This is a genomic window from Stenotrophomonas sp. 364 (assembly GCF_009832905.1).
Taxonomy (GTDB): domain Bacteria; phylum Pseudomonadota; class Gammaproteobacteria; order Xanthomonadales; family Xanthomonadaceae; genus Stenotrophomonas; species Stenotrophomonas maltophilia_AP.
In genome coordinates, this window is record NZ_CP047135.1 from 2,748,964 (window position 1) to 2,772,391 (window position 23,428).

Sequence of the window (23,428 nt, forward strand, 5' to 3'; positions counted from 1 at the left end):
CTCTACCGGCAAGGTGCCGACGGCCGGAATATAAACGGGCCGCGTCATGTCGACGCGGCCCGTTTGTTTTTCGGTTATCGGTGTGCCCTGCCGGCGTCAGCCGTAGCGCACGGCCTCCACGTAGGCCCCGCTCGCTTCCACCCGTACCGAACTGCGTCGGCCGGTCTCGGCATGGTGCAGGCGGGCCAGTGCATCGGCGAAATCAAACGCCTTGGCGCTGTCGTGGAAACGGAACGATTCCAGCTTGTCCGGGTGCAGCACGCGCCACAGGCGGTGCTCCAGTTGCAGGCGGATCAACATGCGGTGCTCTCTCCATGAGTCGGCATATCGGTCAGACCGCACCGCACGGTCGTGCGGTGGAGCCTGGGGTCGGATGAAGCCGGGGCTTCCCGCCCCGGACAGTAACCAATCGGAACTGTGATCTGTATCAGATTTTTCTGATTCATCAGTCCAATCAGGGTTGCGACCTCAATTCACCTGGAATTCGCCGCGGCAACCGCCATCCACCCATACGCCGGTGCGGTCCCAGCCCCAGGTGCGCCCTTCCACGCAGGCCGTGCGCGAGGTCTGCCGCACCAGCCGCGCCTCCCGGCGCACATTGGCCACACAGCGCTGGCGGCGATGGTCATTGGAGTCGCAGGTCAGGATCTGGCCGCGCCCACCACTGTTGTGGCCCCAGCCGCCGCCGCCATTCCAGCGACCGCCGCGGCCGGCTTCGGCGATGAACTCGGCGCGGCAGCCCTGGGTAACCCACACCCCGTCCCGGGCCTGGCCCCAGGTCTGACCTTCCACGCACGGCGAACCCGAAATCTGCCGGACCAGGCGTGCGCGCCCCTGCAACGGACACTGCTGGGTGCGGCCCTTGATCGATTCGCAACGCACCGGGCCGCTGTTGTAGCCCTCGTCCCGGTAGCGGTCGTAGTTCTGCGCCTGGGCCGTGGCGCCCAGCGCCACCATCGCGGGCAGCAGCGCCCACAGCCACGCCTGCTTTCCGTGCTTCATCCCATTGCTCCTCATGCCTGCCTCGAAACTGTGTGTGGTGGTGGCGCACAGGATGTGGCAAAGCCACCACCCGCGACATAGGCCGGAAGTCTCCGATTTCATGCCCTATTTAGGTACCCGACGGCCGGCTGACCAGGCCGCGTCAGCGCGGTCACATTGCATCGAACATCTGCAGCACGCGCTCGGCCGAGTCCATGGCCAGCATCGCGTGCGCGCCAGCGGCGGACACCGCGGCACGCGCGAACATCACCTGCTCGTGCGCCGTGACAGCGGCCTGCCAGTCAGCGGCGCACAGCGCGTCGGCGAGGTCGGCGGCATCGCGCAGGGCCAGATTGGCCCCCTCGCCCGCCGGCGGCATCAGGTGCGCCGCGTCGCCGATCAGGGTGACCGCATCGCAATGCGCCCACCGATGGTCCACCGGCAATGCATGGATCGGCCACGGCCGCACGGTGTCCAGCGCGTCGGCGATCAGCCGGCGCAGGTCCGGGTGCCAGTCCTGGAACTGCAGCAGCAGACTGGCGCGGGTGTGCACGGGCGCCGCCTCAACGTCGCCCAGCGCCTGCGGCAGCGAGGCGTACACGCGCACGTGGGCGTGCGCATTGCGCTGAGCGAACAAGGTGCAGCCGTTGCCCTTGGCAATCAATGTGCCGCGCCCAACCAGTGCGGCCAGCGCCGGGTGCGCGGTGTCCACCTCCGGCAGCGACAGCTCGTACAGGGTGATGCCGGCGTGCTGCGGGCGCACGTCGGTCAACAGCGGGCGCACCTTCGACCACGCGCCGTCGGCGCCCACCACCAGGTCGGCGCGCTCCACCGCGCCGTTGCCGAACTGCAGCTCGACGCCGTCCGCCACCCGCCGCGCCTGCGTCAGCACATGGCCCCAGCGCACGCAGCCCTCGGCCAGCGGCGCCAGCAGCAGCGCGCGCAGCTGGCCGCGGTCGATCTCCGGGCGGTCGCCGCCCACGCCATCGTCGGCCAGCAGCAGCCGGCCCTGCGCGTCGAACAGGCGCATGCCCTGGTCCTCGTAGCGTGCCAGCTGCTGGAAGGCGGCGAACAACCCGGCGCTGCGCAGCGCGGCCTGCCCGGTTTGCGCATGCAGGTCGAGCATGCCGCCCTGGGCGCGGGCGTCTGGCGCGGCGTCGGCTTCATACACCTGCACGGCACGACCTGCCTGCTGCAGCCGGCAGGCCAGCAGCAGCCCCGCGGGGCCGCCACCAACGATGGCAATACGGGGAACATGGGACATGCGGCGCCTCCAACGGCTTTAACATAGGACCCTATGATTTGTATCATAGGCGCCTATGTCAAGGCTTCACAGGTGCACGCATGACCCGGTCAGCGCCCGATCCCAGCAACGTTCCGTCGTTCCTGATCAAGCAGGTATCCCGCGAACTCAGCCGCCTGGCCGAAACCCAGCTGCGTCCGCTGGGGCTGGGGATGGCCAGCCTGCCGGTGCTGGAAGCCGTACGCCAGGGCAAGGCAACCACCCAGGCAGAACTGGCCCGCCTGCTGCGGGTGGAGCAGCCCTCGATGGCACAGACCCTGGCGCGGCTGGAGCGCGACCAGCTGATCCGGCGGTCGCCGGATCCACAACACCCGCGCGCCCAGCGCATCGAACTCACCTTACTGGCGCTGCAGCGCTTGCCGCAGGCCCGCGAGATCCTCAACGAGGGCAATACGCGCATGCTGGCCGACTTCAGCGTGGATGAAACCATGCGCCTGACCAGCTTTCTGCAACGGCTCAGCGCCAACCTCGACCGCACCGGCTGAACGCCTGCGGCACGAGTGGAGCCTCAGCCGTAGCGCACCGCGTCGACGAAGGCATCCATCGCCACCACCCGCACCGCGCAGGCCTGGCCGGTCTCGGCATGGCGTGCACGCGCCAGGGTGTCGGCGAAGTCGAAGGCCACCGCACCGTCATCGAAGCTGACCGGGTCCGGACGGGTCGGGTGGATCACGTGCCAGCGGTGGTCCTGGCATTGCACCTTGATCATCATGCTGATCGCTCCTGCGGGGGCATCCATGCGGAGTGGCAGTACGGTGCGCCGCATGGGGGCGCTGGCCGCGTGGGGACAGGCAGGTGAGGCATCCCTCCCTCAAGCAGCACGATACGTCTCCTGCCCCCGGCCGGGATATCGGATTAGTCTGATTTTGCGCAGTCACCGATCGTACGCTGCGCACTTCCCTGATGGCAGGGTGGGCCGACGCCATCTGCCAGCAGGGTGCGGCGGCAGGCGGCCCGCCTTGGCGGCCCGCGCCCCGGATCAGTCGCCCGTGCCCAGGAACGCGAACGGCGCCGACGGCTGGAACTGCCCCAGCGCATCGCCGGCGAATACGTTGCGCTGGTCGCGGCCGAGGTCAAGTTTGAGCACCTGCGCGCCCACGGCGAAATCGACCTTGCTGAGGTCAACCCAGAACGTGTTGGGGGTCAGGGCCGACTCGAAGAAATACAGCCGGCGCTTGTGGTCGGCCACGGTGCGCCACCGCGTCGAGGAAATATTGGGCTGGCCCGGGGTCGTGATGCCGTACGGCACCGACACGTTACGGATCACGCTGAACACACTGGCCAGCGCAACCACCGGATCTTCGCTCTTGGGAATGGCGTTGATGTAGAACGAGGCCCGCGCGAAACGGTCGGCCGAGCGATTGGTACCGGGCAGCATCACGGTACCGCCGATCTGCTGCCAATAGGTGTTGAGCGCCAACTGCTGGTCGAACACAGGCGAGTTGGTCATGACCTGATAGGCGCGATCATGGTGGATCACCTGCTTGCCGCCGATGTATTCCACGATCGCGCTATCACCGCTGGCATCGGACAAGGCAAGGTGCAGGGTAGCCTGCCGCGATTCGCCAGGCAGGTTGTCGGTGACCAGCGCGTAGGGCTCGCGCTCCAGCGCGGCCACCGCTTCGGCCACCGTGGCGAAGTTGTCGAGGACGTACTGCGCCCACAGCGAGATCGCCAGGCCGGGTTTGTGCCCACGTTGTGCCGGGTACTCCGATTCCACCAGCCACAGCAGGTTGGCCGACAGTCCCGCTTCGTTGAGCCCATCGGTGGTGGAGATGTCGAACCCACTGGCTACCACGCTGCCATACCTGGCCTTCCAGTGGATCGAATCCTTGCCGGCCTGGCCGTTGCGCGCGATGCCACGTGGCAACACCCACAGATTGGTGGCGATATCGCTCTGCCAATCCATCGAACGGGCGGTGATGACGTCCTGGTTTTCGCCCAGATAGACCACCCGGGTGCAGGCGCTGGCCGGGCCAACCGCACCGCCGACTGCTGTCGCAAGCAACACCGCGCACGCAAACGCCTTCATGGCATCTCTCCCTGCAGGATGATGGGCAGCCACACCGGTTGCATGCCGACGCGGAACGGCCCGATCACACCGGACCCCGGGTGATGGAGGAGTGAACCGCCCGGGTGCGCGCCCTCAGCCCTGGACGATGCCCGGCCGATTCACCGCCAATGCCACCACGAACCGCGCTCCACCGCCGGCGGCGCTCTCCGCGGCGATGCTGCCCCCATGGCGCAGCATGATTTCGCGCGCCAGGTACAGGCCAAGCCCGCTGCCGCTGCCGCTGGGACGCAGCCGGTGGAACGGCTCGAAGATCGCCTGGCGCTCCTGCTCCGGCACGCCGGAGCCTTCATCGCTCACCGCCAGCACGCCATCGGGCTGCAGGGCCACGGCAATCAGGCCGTGGTCGCCGCCATGGGCGATCGCGTTCTGCAACAGGCTGGCCACCACCCGGTGCAGCGCATCCGGATCGCCACGTACCCAGACCGGCGCATCCGGTGCATCCACGGCGAAGGTGTAGCCGGCATCCAGCACCAGCGGCGCCACGTCGCCGGCCACCTCACGAGTCAGCGCGGCCAGGTCCACGCGCTGCGACTGGCTGCGGTGATGGTCCAGCCGCTGCAGGTCGAGCAGCTGCTCGGCGATGTTGCTCAGCCGGCCCAGGTCGCGCTGCAGGCGTGAGCGCGCCGGGCCGGACGGCAGGTCGGCGATGCGCGTGGCCAGGATCGCGATCGGCATGCGCAGCTCGTGCGCCGCACCCACCAGGAACCGGTCCTGCGCGTCGTAGCTTTCGCCGATGCGGCGCACCGCCGCGTTGAATGCATCCACCAGCGGGAAGATCTCGGCCGGCACCGCGTGCGTGTCCAGGCCGCCGCCGCGTTCGTTGATCTGAATCGCCGCGGCCTGCGCGGCGACCCGGTTCACCCCGCGCAGCGAACGGTGGATCGCCCACGGTGCCACGACCAGGGTGATCACGATCAACGGCACGGTGATCCAGCCCCCCAGGTAGCCGATCACCACCAGCATCTGCCGCCACAGCCCGCGATGCGGCATGCCGCCGATCATCACGTGCACGCGTCCTTCCGGCGTGTCGTTCACCCAGATGCGCATCGCCAGCTCGGCCGCGCGCGTACGGGTACGGATGTCGGTCGGCTCCAGGTAGCGCAGCTGGGCCACCAGCGGGCGGTACATCTCCGGCACGGTGCCGTGGGTGAGCTGGCGGCCGTCTTCATCGGTGGCGGCGAACCAGAACGTGGACGGGCGATCCTGCGCGGCGTGGTCCAGGGCGCGCCAGTCCACGTGCAGTGCATCGCCCTGGACGCGGATCGACTTGGCGATCGACTCGCTCATCTTCCAGTCGATGTACCCGGCGCCGCTGTCGCCATACATCAGCACCATGCCGACCAGCCCCATCGCGACCATGGTCACCTGGATCAGGATGATCTTCCAGGCAAGGCTGAAGGACAGCGAGCCGGGTTTGAGGAATTTCATGCGACGTCCTTCAACAGATAACCGATACCGCGCATCACGTGGATCTCGACCCGTGCATCGGCCTCGGCCAAGGCCTTGCGCAGCTTGGACACGTGCGCGTCCAGTGCATTGGACTGGATCGCATCGTCGAAGCCATACACCGCCTCCAGCAATGCCGCGCGCGCCACGGTACGCCCCTGGCGCACCGCCAGCGCTTCCAGCACCAGCAACTGCCGGCGCGGCAGCGCCAGCAGCACGCCGTCGACGCTGGCCTCGCGCGCAACGAAATCAAACTGCAGCCGCCCCAGCAACAGCACCGGCAAGGCGATCTGCGACGGGCGCCGCGAGATCGCGCGAATGCGGGCCAGCAGTTCCTCCACCGCGAACGGCTTGGTCAGGTAATCGTCGGCGCCGACGTCCAGGCCGATCACCCGGTCGGCCACCGAATCGCGCGCGGTAAGCATGATTACCGGCAGGTTGGGCACCAGGCTGCGCGCCACCCGCACGAAGTTGGCCCCGTCGCCGTCGGGCAGCTGCCGATCCAGCAGCAGGATCTGGTGCACGCCGGCTTTGAGTGCCTCGCCGGCCTGGGCCATGCTGGCCACCACGTCCACCACCATGCCGTGCCGACCCAGGCTGGCCTGGATGGCATTGGCCAGTTCCGGATCATCTTCGAGCAGCAGGATGCGCATGGGGGTGGGCACAGGGGCGACGGCTGCCGATGGTAACGCGCGGCCCGGCGCAACGTTCCGACAATGTAGGCACGGCACCATGGCCGCTTGGCATTCCCAGTGTGGCAGGTACATGCGCGAGCGTTGCAAGGAAGATTCTCCCCCGGCCGGCAACGGCGGTGTTGTTGGTCATGAAACCACCCGGCAGTCGCTGTGCCCGGGCATCGCCGCCGTCCTGCTGGCGACCGCGGCATGGCTGGTGGCCGGCAGCGCGTTTGCCCAGGCACCGGGCGCCAAGCCGCGCAGCAGCCTTGGCGTGGCCGTGGTTGCGCTGAAGTCGCCCTACACCGGCTACAAGACCGACACCGTGGGCGCGCCGATCATCAGCTACGAAGGCAGGAAGTTCCACTTCCGCGGCGGCAGCTTCGGCTACAAGCTGCTTGACAGCGAAAGTACCGAAGTGTCCCTGATGGCCTCGCCGTACATGATGCGTTTCAAGCGCAAGGACAGCCACGACCCGCAGCTGCGCCAACTGTCCAACCGCAGCTTCTCGGCGATGGCCGGGGTGGCGGTGCGGCATACCGCGCCGTGGGGCCTGCTGCAGGGCAACGTGCAGGCTGAAGTCAGCGGCCACGGTGGCGGCATCGCCGCCGATGCCAAGTACGCCTACCCGCTGCCGGTCGGCCGGGTCACGCTGGTGCCTGGCGTTGGCCTGAACTACGCCGGCAAGGGACTCAACGATTACTACTTCGGTGTCAGCGACGACGAGGCGCGCCGCAGTGGCCTGGCGCGCTACCGCGCCGGCAGCGGGGTGTCGCCCTACGCCGACCTGACCGCGGTGTTGCCGCTCGGCCCGCACTGGACCGCCACGGCGTCGCTGCGCCGCACGCGGCTGTCCGATGCAGTCAAGGACAGCCCGATGACCACCGGCGACCATATGGACTCGGCCGCACTTTCGCTCAGCTACGGATTCTGATCATGCGCCAGGGAATCGTCCGTCGTGTTGCCGATGTGGCCCTGCGTATCGAACCGGATCGCAGCGCGGTGCTGGAGTGGATCCTGCATACGCCGCTGCCCTCGCTTGGCGGGCAGACCCCCTTCGAACTGGCCTGCGATGGCCAGGGCGAGCGGGTCATCGCGCTGTTGAACGCCCTGCTGCTGCAACCCGGCACGGCCGCACCGCGCCTGCCGCAGGCGCGGGTACCGCACTGAGCCGGATCCTCCCCGCCTTTCCGACCCTGCTCCCGGAGCCCGCATGAGCCGCCCCTTTCCGATGTTGAGCGCCCACGACGGTGGCGAAGACCCGTTGCTGGCCCAGGCCCTGGTCGATTTCGACCGTGCCGTGCAGGGCCTGATCGCCGACGACCCGGTGGCGCATGGGCGCTTCTCGCGCGCGTATGTCACCGCGATCTTCCGTGCCTGCCTGGCCCCCAGCGACCCCGGCCCCGGCGCGCCGCGCGGCCGCCCCGATCCGGAAATCGCCCAGGCACTCAAGCGCTGGATACAGGGCCAGCTGCTGCTGCATCCCGGCGAAGGCAGCGACCACCGGCTCACCGCGGCGCGGCGTGCGGCGCACGGTTTCTGGTTGCAGTCGCTGGCCAACCCGATCGATGCCGACGGCCGCCCCCGCGCCGACCGCCTGCTTGAGGGCCTGCTGGCGCTGACCCGCGCGGACGGCTGATCGGTTTGCGGGGACTGCCCCATCACGGAGGCTTGCGGCACACTCTGCCGATGCTGCACCGCAGCCCGGAGATTGCACGATGCGCCTGCCTGTTGCCCTTGCCCTGTTGTTGATCGCCTCCCCTGCCCTGGCCCAGGACGACGATGACACCCCAGCCTTTGATCGCCCCGGTATCGGCTTCTCGCCGAGCACCTTGCCGCGCGGCAGCGTCGCGCTGGAGTGGGGCCTGCCGAGTCTGGAGCGCGATCGCGATGGCGACGGTACCCGCTCCACCGAATACAGCAGCGATCTCAACCTGCGTATCGGTCTGACCGAGCACGTGGAACTGCAGGCCTTCAGCACGCCGTTCAACCACCTGCAGGTGAAGCCGCGGAACAGCTCGGCAAGCAGCAGCAACGGCGGCGGCGACAGCGGCGTTGCCGTCAAGATCGCCCTGCCCAGCGCCTCGGACAACCATGCGTGGGCGCTGCTGGCCAGCACCACCTTCGCCACCGGCGCCCGCGATTTCAGCGAAGGCGGCACCCAGTACGCGCTCGGCGCCAGCTACGAATACACCCTCAATGATCGGTGGAGCGCGGCGTTGTATGGCAACGCCATCCGCGGTGCCGGCGCGGACGCATTCACCTGGTCACCGAGCGTCAGCGTGGCGTTGACCGACACCGTCAGCAGCTACCTGGAAGCCGGTTTCACCCACACCGAGGGCGAAGCCTCCACCGCCATCGCCGGGGCCGGCGTCACCTGGATGGTGGCCCGCACCGTACAACTGGATGCCTCGTTCGACGTCGGCCTGGACAGCCGAAGCCCGGACCTCCAGGCCGGCCTGGGCGTGTCGTTCTTTTTCCAGTAGTGACCGCGCCATTGCCACCTTCTCGCTCAGTACACAGTGGGGGAGAGCCACTACGCGGGTGGCTGCGCGCGATCCGTGCCGACGCACACAGAAAGTCACCGCATGTGGCCACCCATGCAATCGAACGCACCCTTGTGAAACCCCGACGGCCCATCGAATGCCGGCGGTGCACCGCCCAAACAAAAACGCCTGCGCATCACTGCGCAGGCGTTGGTATCTGGATTTGATGCTGACCTGCGGTCAGGTGACCTTCTTGGCGATGGTCATGCCGAGCACGAACAGCACTACGGCGATGATGATGCCGGCCCAGAACAGGAATTTCGCCACGCCGATCGCAGCGCCGCCGATCCCGGCGAAGCCGAGTGCACCGGCAATGAGGCCGATGACGGCGAAGATGATGGCCCACTTGATCATGATGATCCTTACCCGCAAACCGGGATGAATGACAGGCCTTCAACGTAGCGATGCGGCTGTCCGCCCTTCGTGAACGACACGCGCGAACGGCGTGAAGTCTGGGCTGTGCAGATCAGCGTTCCTCTGTGGCTTCCTCGATCGCGCGGGGCATGGTGCGCACCATCGGCTGGTACACCAGCCCGGCCGACTCCCCCACCTCGCCGCTGCATGCAAAGCCATGGCGTTGGTAGAACGCCACCGAGGGCAGCGACGCGCTCACCGTGACCTCATCGGCGTGCGCCTGCGCGATCAATGCCGCCAGCAGTGCCTCGCCCACGCCTTGCCGCTGACAGGCCGGGTCGACGAACAGCATCGCCACATGGCGACGCTGCTTCAGTTCGCCCACACCCTTGATCACGCCCACATCGTCGTACACCAGCTGCAGGCTGTCCGGCCCGGTCCGCTGCGCGAAACCGTCCGCTGCGGCAATCGTGCGGAAGTTGTCCACCCCGATCGATGACAGCGACGATGCCACCGTGCTCAGAAACGCGCGCATGCAGACGGCACTGGCGGCGTGCAGATCGATGTCCTGCAGGGGTCTGATCATCGTGTCTTCTTCCTGAGTGTGTACATCGCTTCACTCTAAGCCTCCCGCGCGGACACGTCGCAGCCAAACGCGACAAATCCACTGAATTCTGCTGAGATTGCCCGCCGTATCCTGCAGCCCATCCATGCCGCCTTCTCCTGCCGCGCCCACATCCAACGTTGCACGCGTGGCATTGCAGGCGTGTCTGGACCTTGTGGTGCTGTCGGCTACTTCGATCACCTTTGCGTGCGTGCTTACCGCCCAGCTGCAAACAGAGCGGTTCGGCTGGGTCTGGCCGTCGATTCCTTACGATTACACGCGGGGCGACGTCTGGATCCATGCGCTGCTGGCCAGCCTGGTGGTGATCCCTGTTCTGATGCTCTGCAGGCGCCAGGGCGCGCGCCGGTCGCCGCGCTGGCAGGACCTGGCCTTCGCGATGTCCACGCTGCTGGTCATCCGGCTGGGGCCACCGGACGCCCAGGTGTTCGGCACCACCTGGACCACGTGGGAGATCACGGCCGGGCTGTTCCTGCTGCAATGGCCGATCGTGGTGCCGTTGACCGTGGTGGCGGTGGTGTTCCGCCGCCTGCTCGGTTGGCGAAGGGGCCGGCGTTAAGCGCTTTTGAAGCCGTCGTGGGTGCCTGGGAGCCCGCGGGCGACCCGATGGAGGTCTCTGGAGGTGGCGCGACCTAGCGCCAATTACCCTTAACAATCAATTATTTAGAGTTAACTTCAAGGGGCGTTATCAGCTTCCCTCATCTAGCTAAGCGAATTTAATTTGTGATGATTGCCACAAATTCACACCTCCGTCACAATCAGGCCATCCACCCAGCCCAGTCACGCACATGCGCGCACTCCTCACCAAGCAACATCCGGCCCTGCTGAAGTTCTACTTCGTGGCCTGTTATGTGGTTCTGATCGAAGAAGTGCTGCGCGCCCTGAGCTGATACGGGCGCGCCCCCCTTCCCTGGCCGGTTACGACTGGAACGCGTGTTCCGGCCCCGGGAAGACCCCTGCTTCCACATCCGCGGCGAACTCGCTGGCCGCCTTGTGCAGCAGGCCATGCATGTCGGCGTACTGCTTGACGAAGCGCGGCAGCTGCCCGGTGCGCAGCCCGGCCATGTCCTGCCAGACCAGCACCTGCGCATCGCAGTCGCTGCCTGCGCCGATCCCCACCGTGGGCACCGAAACCGCCGCGGTGATCCGCGCGGCCACATCGGCCGGCACCATCTCGATCAACACCGCGAACGCACCGGCTGCTTCCAGCGCGCGCGCCGCTTCCACCAGTACCGGGCCATTGTCGCCACGGCCCTGGACGCGGAAGCCGCCCAGCTGATGCTCCGACTGCGGCGTGAATCCGATATGCGCCATCACCGGAATGCCCGAGCTGACCAGCTTGCGCACCTGCGGCACCATCTCGATGCCGCCCTCCAGCTTGACCGCGTGCGCGCCACCTTCCTTCATGAAGCGCACCGCCGTGTGGAAGCACTGTTCCGGTGACGCCTGGTACGAGCCGAACGGCAGGTCGGCGATCACCAGGGGGCGTCGCGTGCAGCGGCTCACCGCGCGCACCAGCGGCATCAGTTCGTCCACGGTGATCGGCAGCAGGCTGTCATTGCCGAGCACGTTGTTGGACGCCGAATCGCCGATCAGCAGCACCGGAATGCCGGCGTCTTCGAAGATCGCCGCGGTGTACATGTCGTAGGCGGTGAGCATGGCCCACTTCTCGCCGCGTGCCTTCATCTCCTGCAGGTGCGGAATGCGCACGCGCTTTGCCTGCGCCAATGGGCTGGGGGAGGTCGCGTACGGATGAAGCTGTTCGGTCATGGCATGTCCTTGTTTCATGAGGGGGATCAGATCGTAGTGGTTCGGCGCAGCAACAGCACGGCGATGATCACCATGGCCGCACCGGACATGCGGCCGACCATGCGCGCCGCACGCGGCCGGGTGCGCAGCAGCGCGCCGGCACCGAAGCGCGTCCGTCGTCCGCCTGCTCTACGACCAGCACTTGTCCGCCCTACCCGGCATGCAGCGGCTGACCGCGACGCTGGTGATGAAAGGGGTGGTGGTGGACCGACCGCTACCGCTGCTGGCGCGCTGACGCCGGCACCGGGCCGTACCGCCGCTGTCACGGCGGGCTGCACAGTTCCTGCGCGATGTCCTTGATCAACCCGGCAATCTCATTGGCCAGGCGTCGGCTGTCGGCCACGGACCCGTAGAAGCGGATGGTGCGGCCGTCCATCTGCACGCCCGCCAGCCCCAGTTCGCCCTTCAAGGCATCGACGCGGCGATGGAAGACCTGCAGCCAGCGGGCCGAGGGGGCCACGTCGAGCATGGCGACGATCGCCTCGTCTTCAGCGTGGTCGACCGTAGCCTGCAGGCCAGGCACGTCAAAACCGAGCAGCCGTGGGGCGCTCGGGTTACCGGGGGTGGGGTTCATGCGCCATGGTAGCCGCAAAGGCACTCCGTGCCGCGCTGCGGCAGCGCGGTGTGGCTCGCGCCCCGGCGTGGATTTGGCGGATGTCAGTCAGATTCCATTCACGGCTCCGCCAAGTAACATACCGTCCGGTCGGTATCCAATATGGAAGAAGCCATGTCTCCCCTGCTCACCGCGTATCTGTTCCTGTCCGGCGCGATCATCGCCGAAGTCACCGGCACCCTGCTGCTGCAGAAAACCGCCCAGTTCACCAAACTGGGCCCCACCCTGACCATGGCGCTGTGCTACGTGGTGTCCTTCTACCTGCTCAGCCATGCGCTGAAGGCGCTGCCGCTGGGTATCGCCTATGCGATCTGGGGCGGCGTGGGCATCGTGCTCACCCTGATCATCAGCGTGACGGTGTTCAAGCAGAGCCTGGATTGGCAGGCCATCACCGGGGTCGCGATGATCGTCGGGGGCGTGGTCATGATCAACGCGTTCTCAAAAGCGGCGGCACATTGATGGACGCCACCCGACGACGCCGGCAGCCGGCGCTGGTGCGCGCCGCCCTGCTTGATGCGGCGGTGCAGGAAGCCATGGTGCACGGGGTGGGCAATGTCACGGTTCTCTCGGTGGCCGCACGCGCCGGGGTCAGCAAGGGCGCGCTGTTCCACCACTTCGCCACCCGCCAGGACCTGCTCGAAGCGGCGTACGCCGAGTGCCTGGCACGCTTCGGGGATGCGCTGGATGTGCTTGTCGCGACGGACCCGGTGCCGCACGGTCGCTTCACCCGCGCCTACGTCCGGGCCACCTTCGAGGCCATGCACGCCGAAGACGCCAACTGGGCGCGTTTCTCGTTGAGTGCGCTGGTGGAACCGGCGTTTGCCGCGCTGTGGCGCCACTGGCTGGATGAGCGCCTGGCCCAGGTGCCGGCCGAACGTGGTGCACCCCGGTTGCGTGTGGCGCGGCTGGCGGCCGACGGATACTGGCTGCAGGCGCTGGGCGGTGGTTTGGTTGAGAGCGGCCCGGCGGAAATCGATGCCCTGCGCGAATGCGTGGTGAGCTTTACCTATGACGATGCGCAGCCGGCTACCGGCTGACCGCTGACGTAGCGCCGGGCTCTGCCCGGCTGGTGTTGAATTACGTGCGGAGCGCAGCGGGGCAGAGCCCCGCTCTACGGGGCGTTGGCAGCATCGTCGCGCCCGCGCGAGGCGTGGGCCGCGGGCAGCATCGTAGCGCCGGGCTCTGCCCGGCTGGTGTTGAATTACGTGCGGAGCGCAGCGGGGCAGAGCCCCGCTCTACGGGCGGGCGGACACAAAAAAGCCCACGCAGTGCTGCGCAGGCTTCTTCGATTTACCAACAATGGTCGGGACGGCCGGATTTGAACCGACGACCCTCTGCCCCCCAGGCAGCGGGCCTGCTGCGCGCATCCCGTTGTTTCTCTTGAACATTCCGGCGCGGCAACCACCACCAAACACACCATTTCATGCCCATATGTATCAATCGCTTACAGGACAATAGGGTGCAGCGGGCTGAAGCGGACAGGCCGGGCGCTCTACCTCTCGCCCGGTAGTTTCAGCGCTTCGCTCAGCCGTCGCTCCTGCTGCAACTGGGTGGCCGAGCGCTTCGGCGGTGGGGGCTCGTCATCCTTCGCCGTCAGCTGCTGCACCGCCTGTCGCAGCGGCACCCCCTCCAGAATCCGGGCCGCACACCACCGCTCGGCGTAGCGCTTGCCTTGGTTCACACTCGCCGCGCTGACCCGCTTCTCCTGCCACAGCTTCCGACAGGCGAGGATCACTGTGATGCCGTCGGCACCTGGCTGGACGTTGGCGATCTGCCGGCCGTTCCACCACAGGCACCAAGACTCGCCGAACTGCACCCAGCCTTGTGGACGAGGGGCGGTCATGAATCCGGTTTGGTCGCAGGGCGGGCGCATGCCGAGCAGGATACGCCCGGGCGTCTCACGCATTGCGACGAGGTGTCGGCGGGGCGCGGCTCAGGCGCGCCCGGGCTGAGCGGCCAATGGCCCCGGGTCCGACAGGGATAGGTTGCACCACGGCGGCCGGCGCGCCCACCGGGGAACGCAGCGCTCCGTCGTAGGCCTCGGCCTGCCCAGTTCGTCAGGGTGCACGCCGCGCGAAGATCAGGGCCTGCAGCGGGGAGTATGGTTCGGCCATGTGCGGCCGATTCGTCCAAACCCCGATCCGGGACGCTGCCAGCCTGGGCTTCCACCAGCTGGTTGGCGACCTGCTGTCCATGCCGGCTAGCTACAACCTAGCGCCGACCCAGCGTGCGGCGGTGGTGCTGGACCGCGGCAACGGCCTCGTCCTGCAGAGGCTCGCCTGGGGCCTGCTGCCCTTCTGGGCGAGAGATAAGACGCGGCAGGGTTCTACCATCAATGCCCGCATCGAGACGGTGGACACCAAGCCGGCGTACCGCTCAGCCTTCAAAAAGCGCAGGTGCCTGATTCCCATGACCGGGTACTACGAATGGTCAGTGAGCCGTGAAGACGGGAAGAAGGATCCGTGGTTCATCCACGCGGTCAGGCCGCTCTGGGCGGCCGGCCTGTGGGAAGACACCAGCCCCCTGCTTGACCCGGGCAACCTGGGCACCTTCACCGTGATCACCGGCGACAGCAGCGGGGTGTCGGCCGACATCCACGATCGCATGCCGGTGTGGCTGGCACCCGGCCAGGCTGAGGAATGGATCGCCGCATCGCCCGACGACGCCATGGCGATGCTGATGGCCAGCGATCCGCCGGAGCTGGAGGCCTACCGCGTCAGGCGCGCGGTGAATAGCACGCGCAACAACCGCGAGGATCTGCTTGATGCCGTGGCCTAATGCTATGGCTCCGTTTAGCGAGCGATAGGATCACTCGCGCAGCCCCAGCATTGTCAAGGTGCTTTCAGGCATTTCCCGACGCAGGAAAGCTCTTGATCGTTGTGTATTGGACCATCCCCGATTCAATACCGGTAACCTGGCCCAGCTCCACGTTGTAGCCGAACTCTTGAATCAAAACGCATAGCCACTCAGTGTATTCATCATTCTCAGCGTCAGCGCATAGAGACATTACCTGCCGACCAAGCGAGGTCATACTGAAGCCGGACAAGGTAAATCTCCTTGCCGCATCGTTGTGTTTAACGACGATGACTTTACCGCCCAGTCGCATCATCGCAACAAACGTATCTTTCGCCACGGAGCCAACGCTAACCTCATGGCCCGTGAGCTCTGCTCCTACGACAAGCCCCAGTGCTTCCAGCTCTAAAAGGTCCGGATAGCTTACCCAACGAAACTGCACTAGATCAGCGCCCATCTTGTGATTCGCGCAATGCGCACGATCCAACATGAAGGGCGCAACCTTCTCGATCAGGGCCGCGTCCGCCGCTGAGATTGACCGAAGAAACTCCAACGTGCGGAGACTGTACGTGCCCGGTGAGACTGCCTCCCCCGCAAGCACCCTCCCCCAAAGCTCCTGAACCTGTTCCTTAGAGACTTGGCCGGCAAGCTCACGCCACCTAAACAGCCAATCCTCGTCAAACCCGGCTACCTTGGCATCCGGATCAGCATTGTCTCGCAAGAGGTCCTCAGCCCTCAGGATGGCATGACTGACGTTAATCTCCCTCCTGATGACGTCCGCAGCCTCGTCTCTTAATGCTGAAGCGACTGACGGTTGAATCAAAACCGCGCCCGCGTTCTCATCCACCTGCTCCTGGCATACCAAGTTTGATGAGTCAGCATCAGGTCGGTTCATTCCCAAGCCCAAGGCGGGGGCATTGGTTGCGACCAGCACTCCATCGAGAGAGAACTGGGCTTCTCCGCGCCTAATCCGCGCCGCATCCTGTTCTGCCTGAGCAAGAAACAAGATCCCATCTCGCTGTGCCTGCCCTTCGGCCTTCGCGATGCGCTTTAGGTGCCAAGGCCTTAGCAAGTTGCCGACACCCTTTTCGGCCAAAGACTCCCACAAGCCAAGAATGAGCTTTTCCCCAGGCAGGTCCATATCTATTCCATAATTGATCTCCGCAATCTAAGTGTGCGCCAGCCGATTCGCAAGTGCGGCCACTGTGTTAATACGCTTCAACTAGACTGTCAGCTCCACTAGCGGCAGGTTCGGCGCTGCCTCTGTTACTCGGCCTCCCCTTACCCATACGTTGTATGGAATGGTGCCCCCCAGCACGCCAATGGCTCGCATCTGCGCCCCATCGTAGGTGGTCAGGCTGCTGGTGCCGTCCGCGTTATGGGCGGTGACCGTTGCCAGCAGCCGCGGGCTGGCGCTGACCAGCCCTGCAAATTCGTCCCACAGTTCAGTCCGCATCGGTGTAGTGCCTTTCCAGGGTGATGGTTTGCTCGATCACGGCTGCCTTGTCGCTGACCCGGGCCTCGGTCCTGACCGCGGTGCACAGGCCATGCCAGGTGCCGGCCTCGCCCACGACCTCGACGAGGTCCAGCGGCAGGACCCGCCCAACCTCGCCCGGCCGCAGGGGGCCGGCGAACAGGGGCAGCACCAGGTCGATAGCCGCCTGCTCGCCGCGATCGGCCAGGATGTTTCGGCCGCGCTCGGCCGCCACGGCGCTGGTGTTGATCAGCGGGCTGCTCACCTGCTGAGCGAACAGCTGGCCTGCCTCGCCGGCGCGGCGCACCTTGCAGGTCACGCCCTTCCCTGCCAGCTCACCGGTGACCACCACGGCGTCAAACAAGGGAGCGCTGCGGACCTGCAGGCTTTCGTTGGACACGATGTCCTCTTGCACCACGTGGTCAGGGGTCCGGTCGCGCCAGTCCCATGGGCTATGCGGATACCTCGCCCGCACGCGCAGGCTGGCGTCTGCGGGATGAGACTGCACCACGCCCCCGCTCGCCTCGGCAAGCCTGCTGATGGCATCCAGCGCCGGTGTGGCGTCGTAGAACCACGCACCAGCCGGCACCAGCCAATCCACGGTTTCGTAGTTCGAAGCGAAGCCGGTATCGGCCAGCTCTTCCGCGACCAGTTGCGAAGCGCTTCGCACCTCCGTCGTAGCCTTCGCCCTGCCAGGCGCGTACGGTGCCGCCAACAGGGCTGTGCGGGAGCGTCCCGTCAGCGTCACACCTGCGGCGTTCCACTCACGGCGCCGGCTGTGGCTTTCGATGACGGCTGTCCAGACGTATCCATTCAGGGTGATCTCCACCTGCCGGGGGCCAGCGGCGGTTGGCTTCAGCAGTGCCAACTCCACCACGTCGGCCAGCTCGATATCGAAGCTGCTGCCCCAGGCATCCACACTGGATGCGATCGACAGGCTTTGAACCTGGATCGGCGACCGGTCCGGCAGGCGGACCACGGAAATGCTGTTGATCACGATGTAGGTCCTTCTTTGTGGACGCACCAGGTAGCAGGCCGCGACACCGAGATTCAGCGGGGCGAACCCCGCGATTCCCAACGTGGCGCAGCCAAGATTCAAGCCAACGAGGTTTCCCGGCGGAACGGGCTGCCCCGGTTCGGGATCAGGATCCGGGCCTGGCCTGGGAGGCCGAACGATCCAGGGCAGCGGCTTTGCGGCCCCCCATGGCAGCTCAGCATGACGACGTGTGGAACTCGGATTGCCCCACCGCATGCGCAGCCGCGCATGACCGCGCGCCGTTCGCCCTTGCCATGCAACACTGGCCGCCAACCCTGTTCGCAGCCCGTATTGCCAAGAGATTGCAGCACTCTTACCGGCCTGGCTTAGACGGGTCCCCCAGCGCACCGACAGGTCATGCCGCTCGAGCGGCATCGCGGCCCAAGGGAAGATGAAACAAGCGCGCTGAACGGCCATCGCCCCGCTCCACTCCAGAGCGACGCGTGAGCCGACGAGCGGGGTCAATCCCCACGCCAAGGCAGCACTCTGCCGACTGGCCACCGCTTCGCCCCATAACCAGCCGCGGCCGCAACTGATCAAAGGCGACGAGCCCCAGCTGACCACTGAAGATGCCCGGGCCCGCGCCGCAGTGCCCCAGGCCAACGCCTCCGCCCTGCGGATACCGCGTACGACAGGCTCAAGCGGGATGTCGCTCCAGCTGACGCCGAGGTTCAGACCAGCATGCCGGCCGGAGCCAAGCCCCAACGGGCCCAAGTTGAGGCCGGCGAGATTTCCAGGCGGTGATGGCATCAGGCCTCCGGTGCCACCGGAAGGGCCGGCCGCACCCAGTCCTGGATAGCAGCGTTCTGCAAGCCACGCTCATCGCTACCGATGACCATGTAGAGGAAATCCAGGCTCAACCCGGACACTCGCCAGGTACCGTCGGCCTGGCTAACCGTGGCACCTACAACCTGCATAGTGCCTCGATCCAAAACAGTGATCCGCACCCTCGACGGAACGTTAAGGATCCGAGCGCGCCCGTCTGGAGCGTCTACCTCCTCGCCTTGCGGTAGATCACCACCAAGGTAGCCGCGTCCTGAGTATGGCGCGGCGCGAGAGAACAGCGTTCGCGATATCACTGCGCTCGTCATTTCAGTACACCGCCGTAGTCAGGTCAAAAAGCACTTGCCCGGTACCGGTGACCGTGCCCGGATTCTGTGGACGGTAGGTTTTGGCCAGCACGGTTGCACCGAGGAACCCTGTCAACCCTTCTTTCAGTTCCAAGTCGTTGAAAGGAATGACGTGCCACGGCGTATAGCACCCGCCAAGGTAGCCGCGCGTTCTGTTCACACCCTCCCTGAAAATTGGCTCTTCCGCGAACAGACCGTTGTTAATTGCGGATGGATACTCACCACCCACCGCTCCAAGTGCACTGATCGCAATACTCGTACCCGCCGGCCTGGGCAAGACAAGCGACACCGGAACGGCGCCCGGCAGACCTGAGGCTCCGCGCATGACATAGGCTCCACGATTGACGCCAGTCGCCGAGTTCAATTGACCGTCGGCGATAAGCCCTTTCGACACATTGGTCGATGAACTGCCGGCATGAGCGACGCCAGCGGAACCGTTACTCACCAAAAAGCAGAATCGGTCACCGGGAACATAGCTCGGCATATCACCCGCATAGAACCCAACAGCTGTGGAGATACCCGATCCATTAACGTCCACGAAGAGATAGAACCACTTTGCTGTCGCAACGACCAACCAAGGACGGGCCACTGCGTTCAGCGTCATAGACTTAGACCACGTGTCACCGAACTCAAGCTGCGCCGTCGTAGGACAACCGTTAATACCTGAGTCAATATCCGACATCGACTCGAACGCTCGTACGTGAGCAGATCGCGCGTTAGCGCCAGGAATCGACGCCGAGTCATCGACACGAAAGAAGATGCCGGACCCTATGACGGGGTCAATGCGGTACGCGCGTCTGTTGCTCGCGGTGAACTCCAGCGTCCAACCGGCACCTGGCTTAGCTGCTGGCCCGACGCCATAGCCATTGACAAGCACAGCATCAAGCAACGCGACCAAACTGCCAACTTGACCAGTGAGCTGCGGCGCGGCTGGATCGGTGCTCATGTAGACGATAGGGGTTCGGCTCACTGTTGCGCTCCTGCGATGTTGCCGATCACTTCAAATCGGGTAGAGTCGGTCGCCTCCTGCGGCGTGCCAGGAAGCGTGGTGCGAACCATCCAGATAGGCGCCAAGCCCCCTACCGTATCGAACCGTACGACGTTGTTCACCGACCAGCCGGCGCCCCACCCCTGACGTGAAATGGTGAAGTACGGGCGGTTGGTACGCGGATTGATCGGCGAAAGATCGGCGGTCGTGTTACCCGCCGCTATGATGCCCACGGTCTCGCCGATGACCTCGAACGCGGTGGAAGCGGTGAAACGAATTGCCCACCGCTCGGTGATCGCATCGGCGTTGGTAAGAAGAATGGGATAGTCGGTATCGTTGTATGACGACGGAGCCTGCCCACCGATCACCTCACTGCTCCAAACGTTCGTCCAGGTCATCTGGTCGAAGAGATTAAGCACCCGTGCTTGAAGGTCGAGGGAACCATTGGCCTCCCCCAAACGCAGCGCGGTACTGATCATCGCCTCCCCGGCCGGATAGTCGTGGGTCAACCCGGTATTGATTTCGATCTCACCGGTAATCTGTGGCTGCACCACCAACCGTCTATCCTCCACCCGCTCGCGGATGGAAATGGGCAGTGTGTAAGCCGAGAGATTCAAAGGGTCACTGAAGGTGAGGCTGCCGCCATCAAGGTCGGAGCTGTACCAGGCACTGTCGACCGGGACGCCCTTTGCATCTCGCACCTGAACCGCCGACTGTCGGCCGCGCCCGAAGGTGACTGTTTGCCCAGCAGCAGGCGAAGGTACAGGGTGGTCAACCGTGTGATGGATAAGCACCGTCTGCCCCGGCTTGAAAGCGGGAACCCTGCCATCGCTCGGCAGGCGAACCGACTCCAGGCCGATCACGACCGCCGACAACGGAATTGACCTGAAGACGACCGCGCCAATATAGACGGATCCGGCGATCACCAACGTCGGCTTCCAGACTTGATCGCCCACCACCGCCGCCGGGTCGAACCACGGTTCTCCTTCATTTCCCGCAGCAAGAATCATTGTCCCGAACTCGACCTTGGCGCTGCCGGTCTCCCAGTCGACCAGGCCACGAACAGAGCCACCAGTAATCACGCCATTGATGTCAGCTACCGCCGTCAGCTGGATACCGTCCAGCGTCGTGGCGCGAAGGGTGAAGTTCCCCGGCCGCAAAGGGGATCCTGGTGTCCGGAAGAACACAGATGCTGTGCCTGGATCAGCAATGCGCGTGAGCAGGGATTGAATCTGGACTGAGTTGCTGCCCCCGGGAGTCCACCGCGTAACATTGGCGACGCCAGCCGAGTAGTCGATTGAACCCGCATAAATGCCAGCACCAGACACCGGATCGATCGAATGGTAAAGACCACCATTTCGATCAACATAGGTGAGGCCCTTGAAGGTGAACCGAACGCTGCCCGGAACAATACTGTCGCTGATCGTCGGCGTCAGCAGCAGCTGGACTGGCGGCAGGGGGAGAGACTCATTGGCGGCCGCCTGGGCGTCACCAACAAGCATCCAGCCCATCGAGATGATCGTCCCGGCGGAGAACTTCGCCTCCACATTCACGCGGTAGTAGCCGATCACCCTCCATCGACCGCGCGTATCGACCTCGTATTTGGGCACCGACACCTCTTTGACGATGAAGCGGCCCGCTTGGAGGTTGATGGCCCCAGTGGTGTAGTTGACGGAACCAAGCAACACGGCCAGCGCCTGGCCGCCGACCGATACTGCAACGATGTTCCCCTGACCATCGTCCTTCGCGATCACCCGCTTGATCTGGGGAATGCTCGGCATACCGTCCGGCGAGTCACTGATCGATACCGTCCAGTCCAGCAACAAGCTGCCGGCGCGAATTGGCCCTTGGCTCACGACGAAGGCAACCCCGCCCGCACCATCAGGGACGGGCTGCGCCGTGGCAGCAAGCGCCTGACCGTACTCATACGCGCAGGCCAGCTGACTATCCGCGTCAGGCAATGCCGAAGGACGAATCATCACCTCGCCGGTGGTGTAGGAAATCGTGCCACGGAGCGCGCCAGCGATCAGCAGCCCGCCAGTGCCATTGTCCGTCACCTGCACATCCGCCCCTGCGACCCGAAGCGTGAACTGGGCGCTCCCCGGCACCACGCCAGAATTGCCCAGGATGAAGTGGAGCGCGGGCGGAGCGATCGATGTGTCACCCGTCCTAGCCTCTGCCAGCGCTGGCGTGCCCCAGCCAATCAGAACACTGCTCTGCAGGTCCGGCAGGGCTCCCGCCGTCATCACAACGGCACCGGTCGCGTAATTGACGGTGCCACCACCCTGCCCCGGCTTCCCAACCAGTTGTCCCCGGCCGTTATCAGCCAGGCGTACCCACTTACCCAGGGCCCGATAGTCCACCACCACGGTGCCCGGCGCAGGCAGCGGCTGGATCTGGAACAGCCAGTTGTATCCCTGGTTGTTCTGCGTGACCGCTATCTCATCCGTAAAGCCCTGTTGGATGATTGCCCCCGCCGGTGTTGCACTGATCGATACGCTCGTGGCGCCCACCCCGTTGGCGTTGGCCAGGCTCACGGTGCCGGCCAGGTAGTCGATGGTGCCGGCCCAAGGCGAGGTGACCGCCGATATGAGCTGCCCGCTGCCGTCATCCGTCAACTCGATGTTGCCTGCCAGCACCTTCACGGAAGCGAGTGCCAGCGGCCCACCCAAGAAGCGCACGACTGGCACGCCGGCGCTGAATGCGCTGGAGTACGCCATTGCCAGCGACCCGGCTGGCCCCGACTGGACGTAGCTGATGGTGCCGAGCCCCGCGAGCACGTCGCTTACCGCGGTCTCTGCGGTCGAGGTCGGGACAATGTTGACGTATGGCGTGTCAACCTGGACGGACAGATCGCCCGGCTTTGCGTCTTCGGTCAAACGCTTGACGCTGTGGTAGCTCGTGGCGTCAACAATATTGGTCCCGTAGATGCGCGTGGGGGGCTTGGCACCGGTGTAGCGCAGCACCTCCTGCCCAAAGAAATTGAACAGCAGCGCGTTGACCGTTTCAATCACGATCACGTCTCGCTCGAATGCCCCACCATCGTCATAGAACGTGCCCGACGTACGCGAGAGAATTCCCTTCACCCTCACAAATTGCTCAGTAGGCGTGAACCCGACTGCGGTAGTGGCGAGGCAGAGGTTGTCATTGATGTCCGGACTTGGCGCATCCTTCATGCAGTAGAACTGCAGTGTCATCTGCCCGATGAAATGGTTCCCGAGCAGGATGTAGCGCGATTCCGCACCCCGGATGATGTAGCCCTCGACACGGTTGCGCGCGTCCGCGCGAACGTCGCTGTAGCTTCCTGTGGCGAACATACTCACCGTCACGCGAGGATCGGAGGGAGGGTCCACAAGGACACCAATCGCATCCTTCAGCACGTCCGTGTTCGGAGTGTCCACGTGGACGAACATCTTGCGAAGGGTGGCTCGACCTGTCGTGCGCTCCTCGTCGCCGATATCAGGGAACAGGTTGTTCATCTCACCGTCGACGATCTCGGCCTGGACCATGCGGCCGCCACCGTCAGGGTTGTCGGTGAGGCGCTGGGACTGGCGCATCTTAATGTCAGTTGCGGAAATGGGCATG

Annotated in this window: 26 protein-coding genes and 1 tRNA gene; 9 read left to right on the top strand and 18 right to left on the bottom strand. The window is 65.4% G+C overall.

Annotation, left to right across the window (positions count from 1 at the left end):
* Positions 1-96: 96 nt before the first annotated feature.
* From GQ674_RS12525 to GQ674_RS12535, 3 genes are all read right to left on the bottom strand, one after another.
* Positions 97-300: a hypothetical protein gene (locus GQ674_RS12525; protein WP_038687329.1), complete on the bottom strand. Its 204-nt coding sequence runs from the start codon at positions 298-300 to the stop codon at positions 97-99.
* Positions 301-468: 168 nt separating this feature from the next.
* Positions 469-1,002 (bottom strand): DUF3011 domain-containing protein, encoded by a 534-nt coding sequence (locus GQ674_RS12530; protein WP_236546074.1) that lies wholly within the window; start codon positions 1,000-1,002, stop codon positions 469-471.
* Positions 1,003-1,153: 151 nt separating this feature from the next.
* Complete coding sequence (locus GQ674_RS12535; protein ID WP_159497346.1) at positions 1,154-2,245, bottom strand: NAD(P)/FAD-dependent oxidoreductase; 1,092 nt, start codon at positions 2,243-2,245, stop codon at positions 1,154-1,156.
* 80 nt (positions 2,246-2,325) lie between these two features.
* On the opposite strand from GQ674_RS12535, the gene GQ674_RS12540 reads away from it, so the two are divergent.
* Positions 2,326-2,769 carry a MarR family transcriptional regulator gene (locus GQ674_RS12540; protein ID WP_159497347.1) on the top strand — a complete coding sequence of 148 codons (444 nt, stop codon included), beginning with the start codon at positions 2,326-2,328 and terminating at the stop codon, positions 2,767-2,769.
* A 23-nt stretch (positions 2,770-2,792) separates the two neighbouring features.
* Here GQ674_RS12540 and GQ674_RS12545 read toward each other — a convergent pair whose 3' ends face one another.
* The 4 genes from GQ674_RS12545 to GQ674_RS12560 form a co-directional block, all read right to left on the bottom strand.
* Positions 2,793-2,996 carry a hypothetical protein gene (locus GQ674_RS12545; RefSeq protein WP_038687322.1) on the bottom strand — a complete coding sequence of 68 codons (204 nt, stop codon included), beginning with the start codon at positions 2,994-2,996 and terminating at the stop codon, positions 2,793-2,795.
* A 267-nt stretch (positions 2,997-3,263) separates the two neighbouring features.
* The gene (locus tag GQ674_RS12550; protein ID WP_159497348.1) at positions 3,264-4,316 is read right to left on the bottom strand and encodes a linear amide C-N hydrolase; all 1,053 of its coding nucleotides are present in this window, start codon (positions 4,314-4,316) and stop codon (positions 3,264-3,266) included.
* A gap of 114 nt (positions 4,317-4,430) precedes the next feature.
* Positions 4,431-5,786: a HAMP domain-containing sensor histidine kinase gene (locus GQ674_RS12555; protein ID WP_159497349.1), complete on the bottom strand. Its 1,356-nt coding sequence runs from the start codon at positions 5,784-5,786 to the stop codon at positions 4,431-4,433.
* A complete protein-coding gene (locus tag GQ674_RS12560) occupies positions 5,783-6,457 on the bottom strand; it encodes a response regulator transcription factor (RefSeq protein WP_159497350.1) in 675 nt (224 codons plus the stop codon). Before GQ674_RS12560 ends, GQ674_RS12555 begins: the two co-directional genes overlap by 4 nt.
* A gap of 112 nt (positions 6,458-6,569) precedes the next feature.
* Here GQ674_RS12560 and GQ674_RS12565 point away from each other — a divergent pair, with 112 nt between their 5' ends.
* The 4 genes from GQ674_RS12565 to GQ674_RS12580 all read left to right on the top strand — a co-directional run bounded on the left by GQ674_RS12565 (position 6,570) and on the right by GQ674_RS12580 (position 8,964).
* Positions 6,570-7,412 carry a MipA/OmpV family protein gene (locus GQ674_RS12565; RefSeq protein ID WP_159497351.1) on the top strand — a complete coding sequence of 281 codons (843 nt, stop codon included), beginning with the start codon at positions 6,570-6,572 and terminating at the stop codon, positions 7,410-7,412.
* Positions 7,413-7,414: 2 nt separating this feature from the next.
* The gene (locus GQ674_RS12570) at positions 7,415-7,648 is read left to right on the top strand and encodes an antitoxin Xre/MbcA/ParS toxin-binding domain-containing protein (RefSeq protein ID WP_159497352.1); all 234 of its coding nucleotides are present in this window, start codon (positions 7,415-7,417) and stop codon (positions 7,646-7,648) included.
* A 43-nt stretch (positions 7,649-7,691) separates the two neighbouring features.
* Positions 7,692-8,117, top strand: a complete 426-nt coding sequence (locus GQ674_RS12575) for a hypothetical protein (protein ID WP_159497353.1) — start codon at positions 7,692-7,694, stop codon at positions 8,115-8,117.
* Positions 8,118-8,196: 79 nt separating this feature from the next.
* On the top strand, positions 8,197-8,964 hold the full coding sequence (locus GQ674_RS12580) for a transporter (protein WP_159497354.1): 768 nt from the start codon (positions 8,197-8,199) through the stop codon (positions 8,962-8,964).
* 240 nt (positions 8,965-9,204) lie between these two features.
* Here the strand turns inward: GQ674_RS12580 and GQ674_RS12585 are convergent, their stop codons facing one another.
* Together GQ674_RS12585 and GQ674_RS12590 are read right to left on the bottom strand one after the other, a co-directional pair.
* On the bottom strand, positions 9,205-9,378 hold the full coding sequence (locus GQ674_RS12585) for a DUF1328 domain-containing protein (protein ID WP_038687308.1): 174 nt from the start codon (positions 9,376-9,378) through the stop codon (positions 9,205-9,207).
* Positions 9,379-9,490: 112 nt separating this feature from the next.
* Complete coding sequence (locus tag GQ674_RS12590; RefSeq protein ID WP_201290158.1) at positions 9,491-9,964, bottom strand: GNAT family N-acetyltransferase; 474 nt, start codon at positions 9,962-9,964, stop codon at positions 9,491-9,493.
* Between the two features lie 124 nt (positions 9,965-10,088).
* Between GQ674_RS12590 and GQ674_RS12595 the strand changes: the two genes are divergently transcribed.
* Positions 10,089-10,559 carry a hypothetical protein gene (locus GQ674_RS12595; protein ID WP_159497355.1) on the top strand — a complete coding sequence of 157 codons (471 nt, stop codon included), beginning with the start codon at positions 10,089-10,091 and terminating at the stop codon, positions 10,557-10,559.
* A gap of 359 nt (positions 10,560-10,918) precedes the next feature.
* Here GQ674_RS12595 and panB read toward each other — a convergent pair whose 3' ends face one another.
* Together panB and GQ674_RS12615 are read right to left on the bottom strand one after the other, a co-directional pair.
* Positions 10,919-11,770, bottom strand: a complete 852-nt coding sequence (gene panB, locus GQ674_RS12600; RefSeq protein WP_159497356.1) for a 3-methyl-2-oxobutanoate hydroxymethyltransferase — start codon at positions 11,768-11,770, stop codon at positions 10,919-10,921.
* A 301-nt stretch (positions 11,771-12,071) separates the two neighbouring features.
* Positions 12,072-12,383, bottom strand: a complete 312-nt coding sequence (locus tag GQ674_RS12615; RefSeq protein ID WP_159497357.1) for a hypothetical protein — start codon at positions 12,381-12,383, stop codon at positions 12,072-12,074.
* A gap of 153 nt (positions 12,384-12,536) precedes the next feature.
* On the opposite strand from GQ674_RS12615, the gene GQ674_RS12620 reads away from it, so the two are divergent.
* Together GQ674_RS12620 and GQ674_RS12625 are read left to right on the top strand one after the other, a co-directional pair.
* The gene (locus GQ674_RS12620) at positions 12,537-12,881 is read left to right on the top strand and encodes a multidrug efflux SMR transporter (protein WP_159497358.1); all 345 of its coding nucleotides are present in this window, start codon (positions 12,537-12,539) and stop codon (positions 12,879-12,881) included.
* A complete protein-coding gene (locus tag GQ674_RS12625) occupies positions 12,881-13,459 on the top strand; it encodes a TetR family transcriptional regulator (protein ID WP_159497359.1) in 579 nt (192 codons plus the stop codon). Before GQ674_RS12620 ends, GQ674_RS12625 begins: the two co-directional genes overlap by 1 nt.
* 263 nt (positions 13,460-13,722) lie before the next feature.
* On the opposite strand, the gene GQ674_RS12630 is transcribed toward GQ674_RS12625, so the two are convergent.
* Positions 13,723-13,793 (bottom strand) — tRNA-Pro (locus tag GQ674_RS12630).
* A 121-nt stretch (positions 13,794-13,914) separates the two neighbouring features.
* A complete protein-coding gene (locus tag GQ674_RS12635) occupies positions 13,915-14,265 on the bottom strand; it encodes a hypothetical protein (protein ID WP_159497360.1) in 351 nt (116 codons plus the stop codon).
* Positions 14,266-14,534: 269 nt separating this feature from the next.
* On the opposite strand from GQ674_RS12635, the gene GQ674_RS12640 reads away from it, so the two are divergent.
* Positions 14,535-15,200 carry an SOS response-associated peptidase gene (locus GQ674_RS12640; RefSeq protein ID WP_159497361.1) on the top strand — a complete coding sequence of 222 codons (666 nt, stop codon included), beginning with the start codon at positions 14,535-14,537 and terminating at the stop codon, positions 15,198-15,200.
* 64 nt (positions 15,201-15,264) lie between these two features.
* Here GQ674_RS12640 and GQ674_RS12645 read toward each other — a convergent pair whose 3' ends face one another.
* The 5 genes from GQ674_RS12645 to GQ674_RS12665 all read right to left on the bottom strand — a co-directional run bounded on the left by GQ674_RS12645 (position 15,265) and on the right by GQ674_RS12665 (position 23,427).
* Positions 15,265-16,356, bottom strand: coding sequence for a DUF2806 domain-containing protein (locus GQ674_RS12645; protein ID WP_159497362.1), 1,092 nt, complete (start codon positions 16,354-16,356; stop codon positions 15,265-15,267).
* A gap of 81 nt (positions 16,357-16,437) precedes the next feature.
* The gene (locus tag GQ674_RS12650) at positions 16,438-16,671 is read right to left on the bottom strand and encodes a hypothetical protein (protein ID WP_159497363.1); all 234 of its coding nucleotides are present in this window, start codon (positions 16,669-16,671) and stop codon (positions 16,438-16,440) included.
* Positions 16,661-17,686 (bottom strand): hypothetical protein, encoded by a 1,026-nt coding sequence (locus tag GQ674_RS21630; protein WP_236546075.1) that lies wholly within the window; start codon positions 17,684-17,686, stop codon positions 16,661-16,663. Before GQ674_RS21630 ends, GQ674_RS12650 begins: the two co-directional genes overlap by 11 nt.
* A 1,131-nt stretch (positions 17,687-18,817) precedes the next feature.
* On the bottom strand, positions 18,818-19,825 hold the full coding sequence (locus GQ674_RS12660; protein WP_159497365.1) for a hypothetical protein: 1,008 nt from the start codon (positions 19,823-19,825) through the stop codon (positions 18,818-18,820).
* Positions 19,822-23,427, bottom strand: a complete 3,606-nt coding sequence (locus tag GQ674_RS12665) for a hypothetical protein (protein ID WP_159497366.1) — start codon at positions 23,425-23,427, stop codon at positions 19,822-19,824. The genes GQ674_RS12660 and GQ674_RS12665 overlap by 4 nt, the downstream gene beginning before the upstream one ends.
* Position 23,428 lies beyond the last annotated feature (1 nt).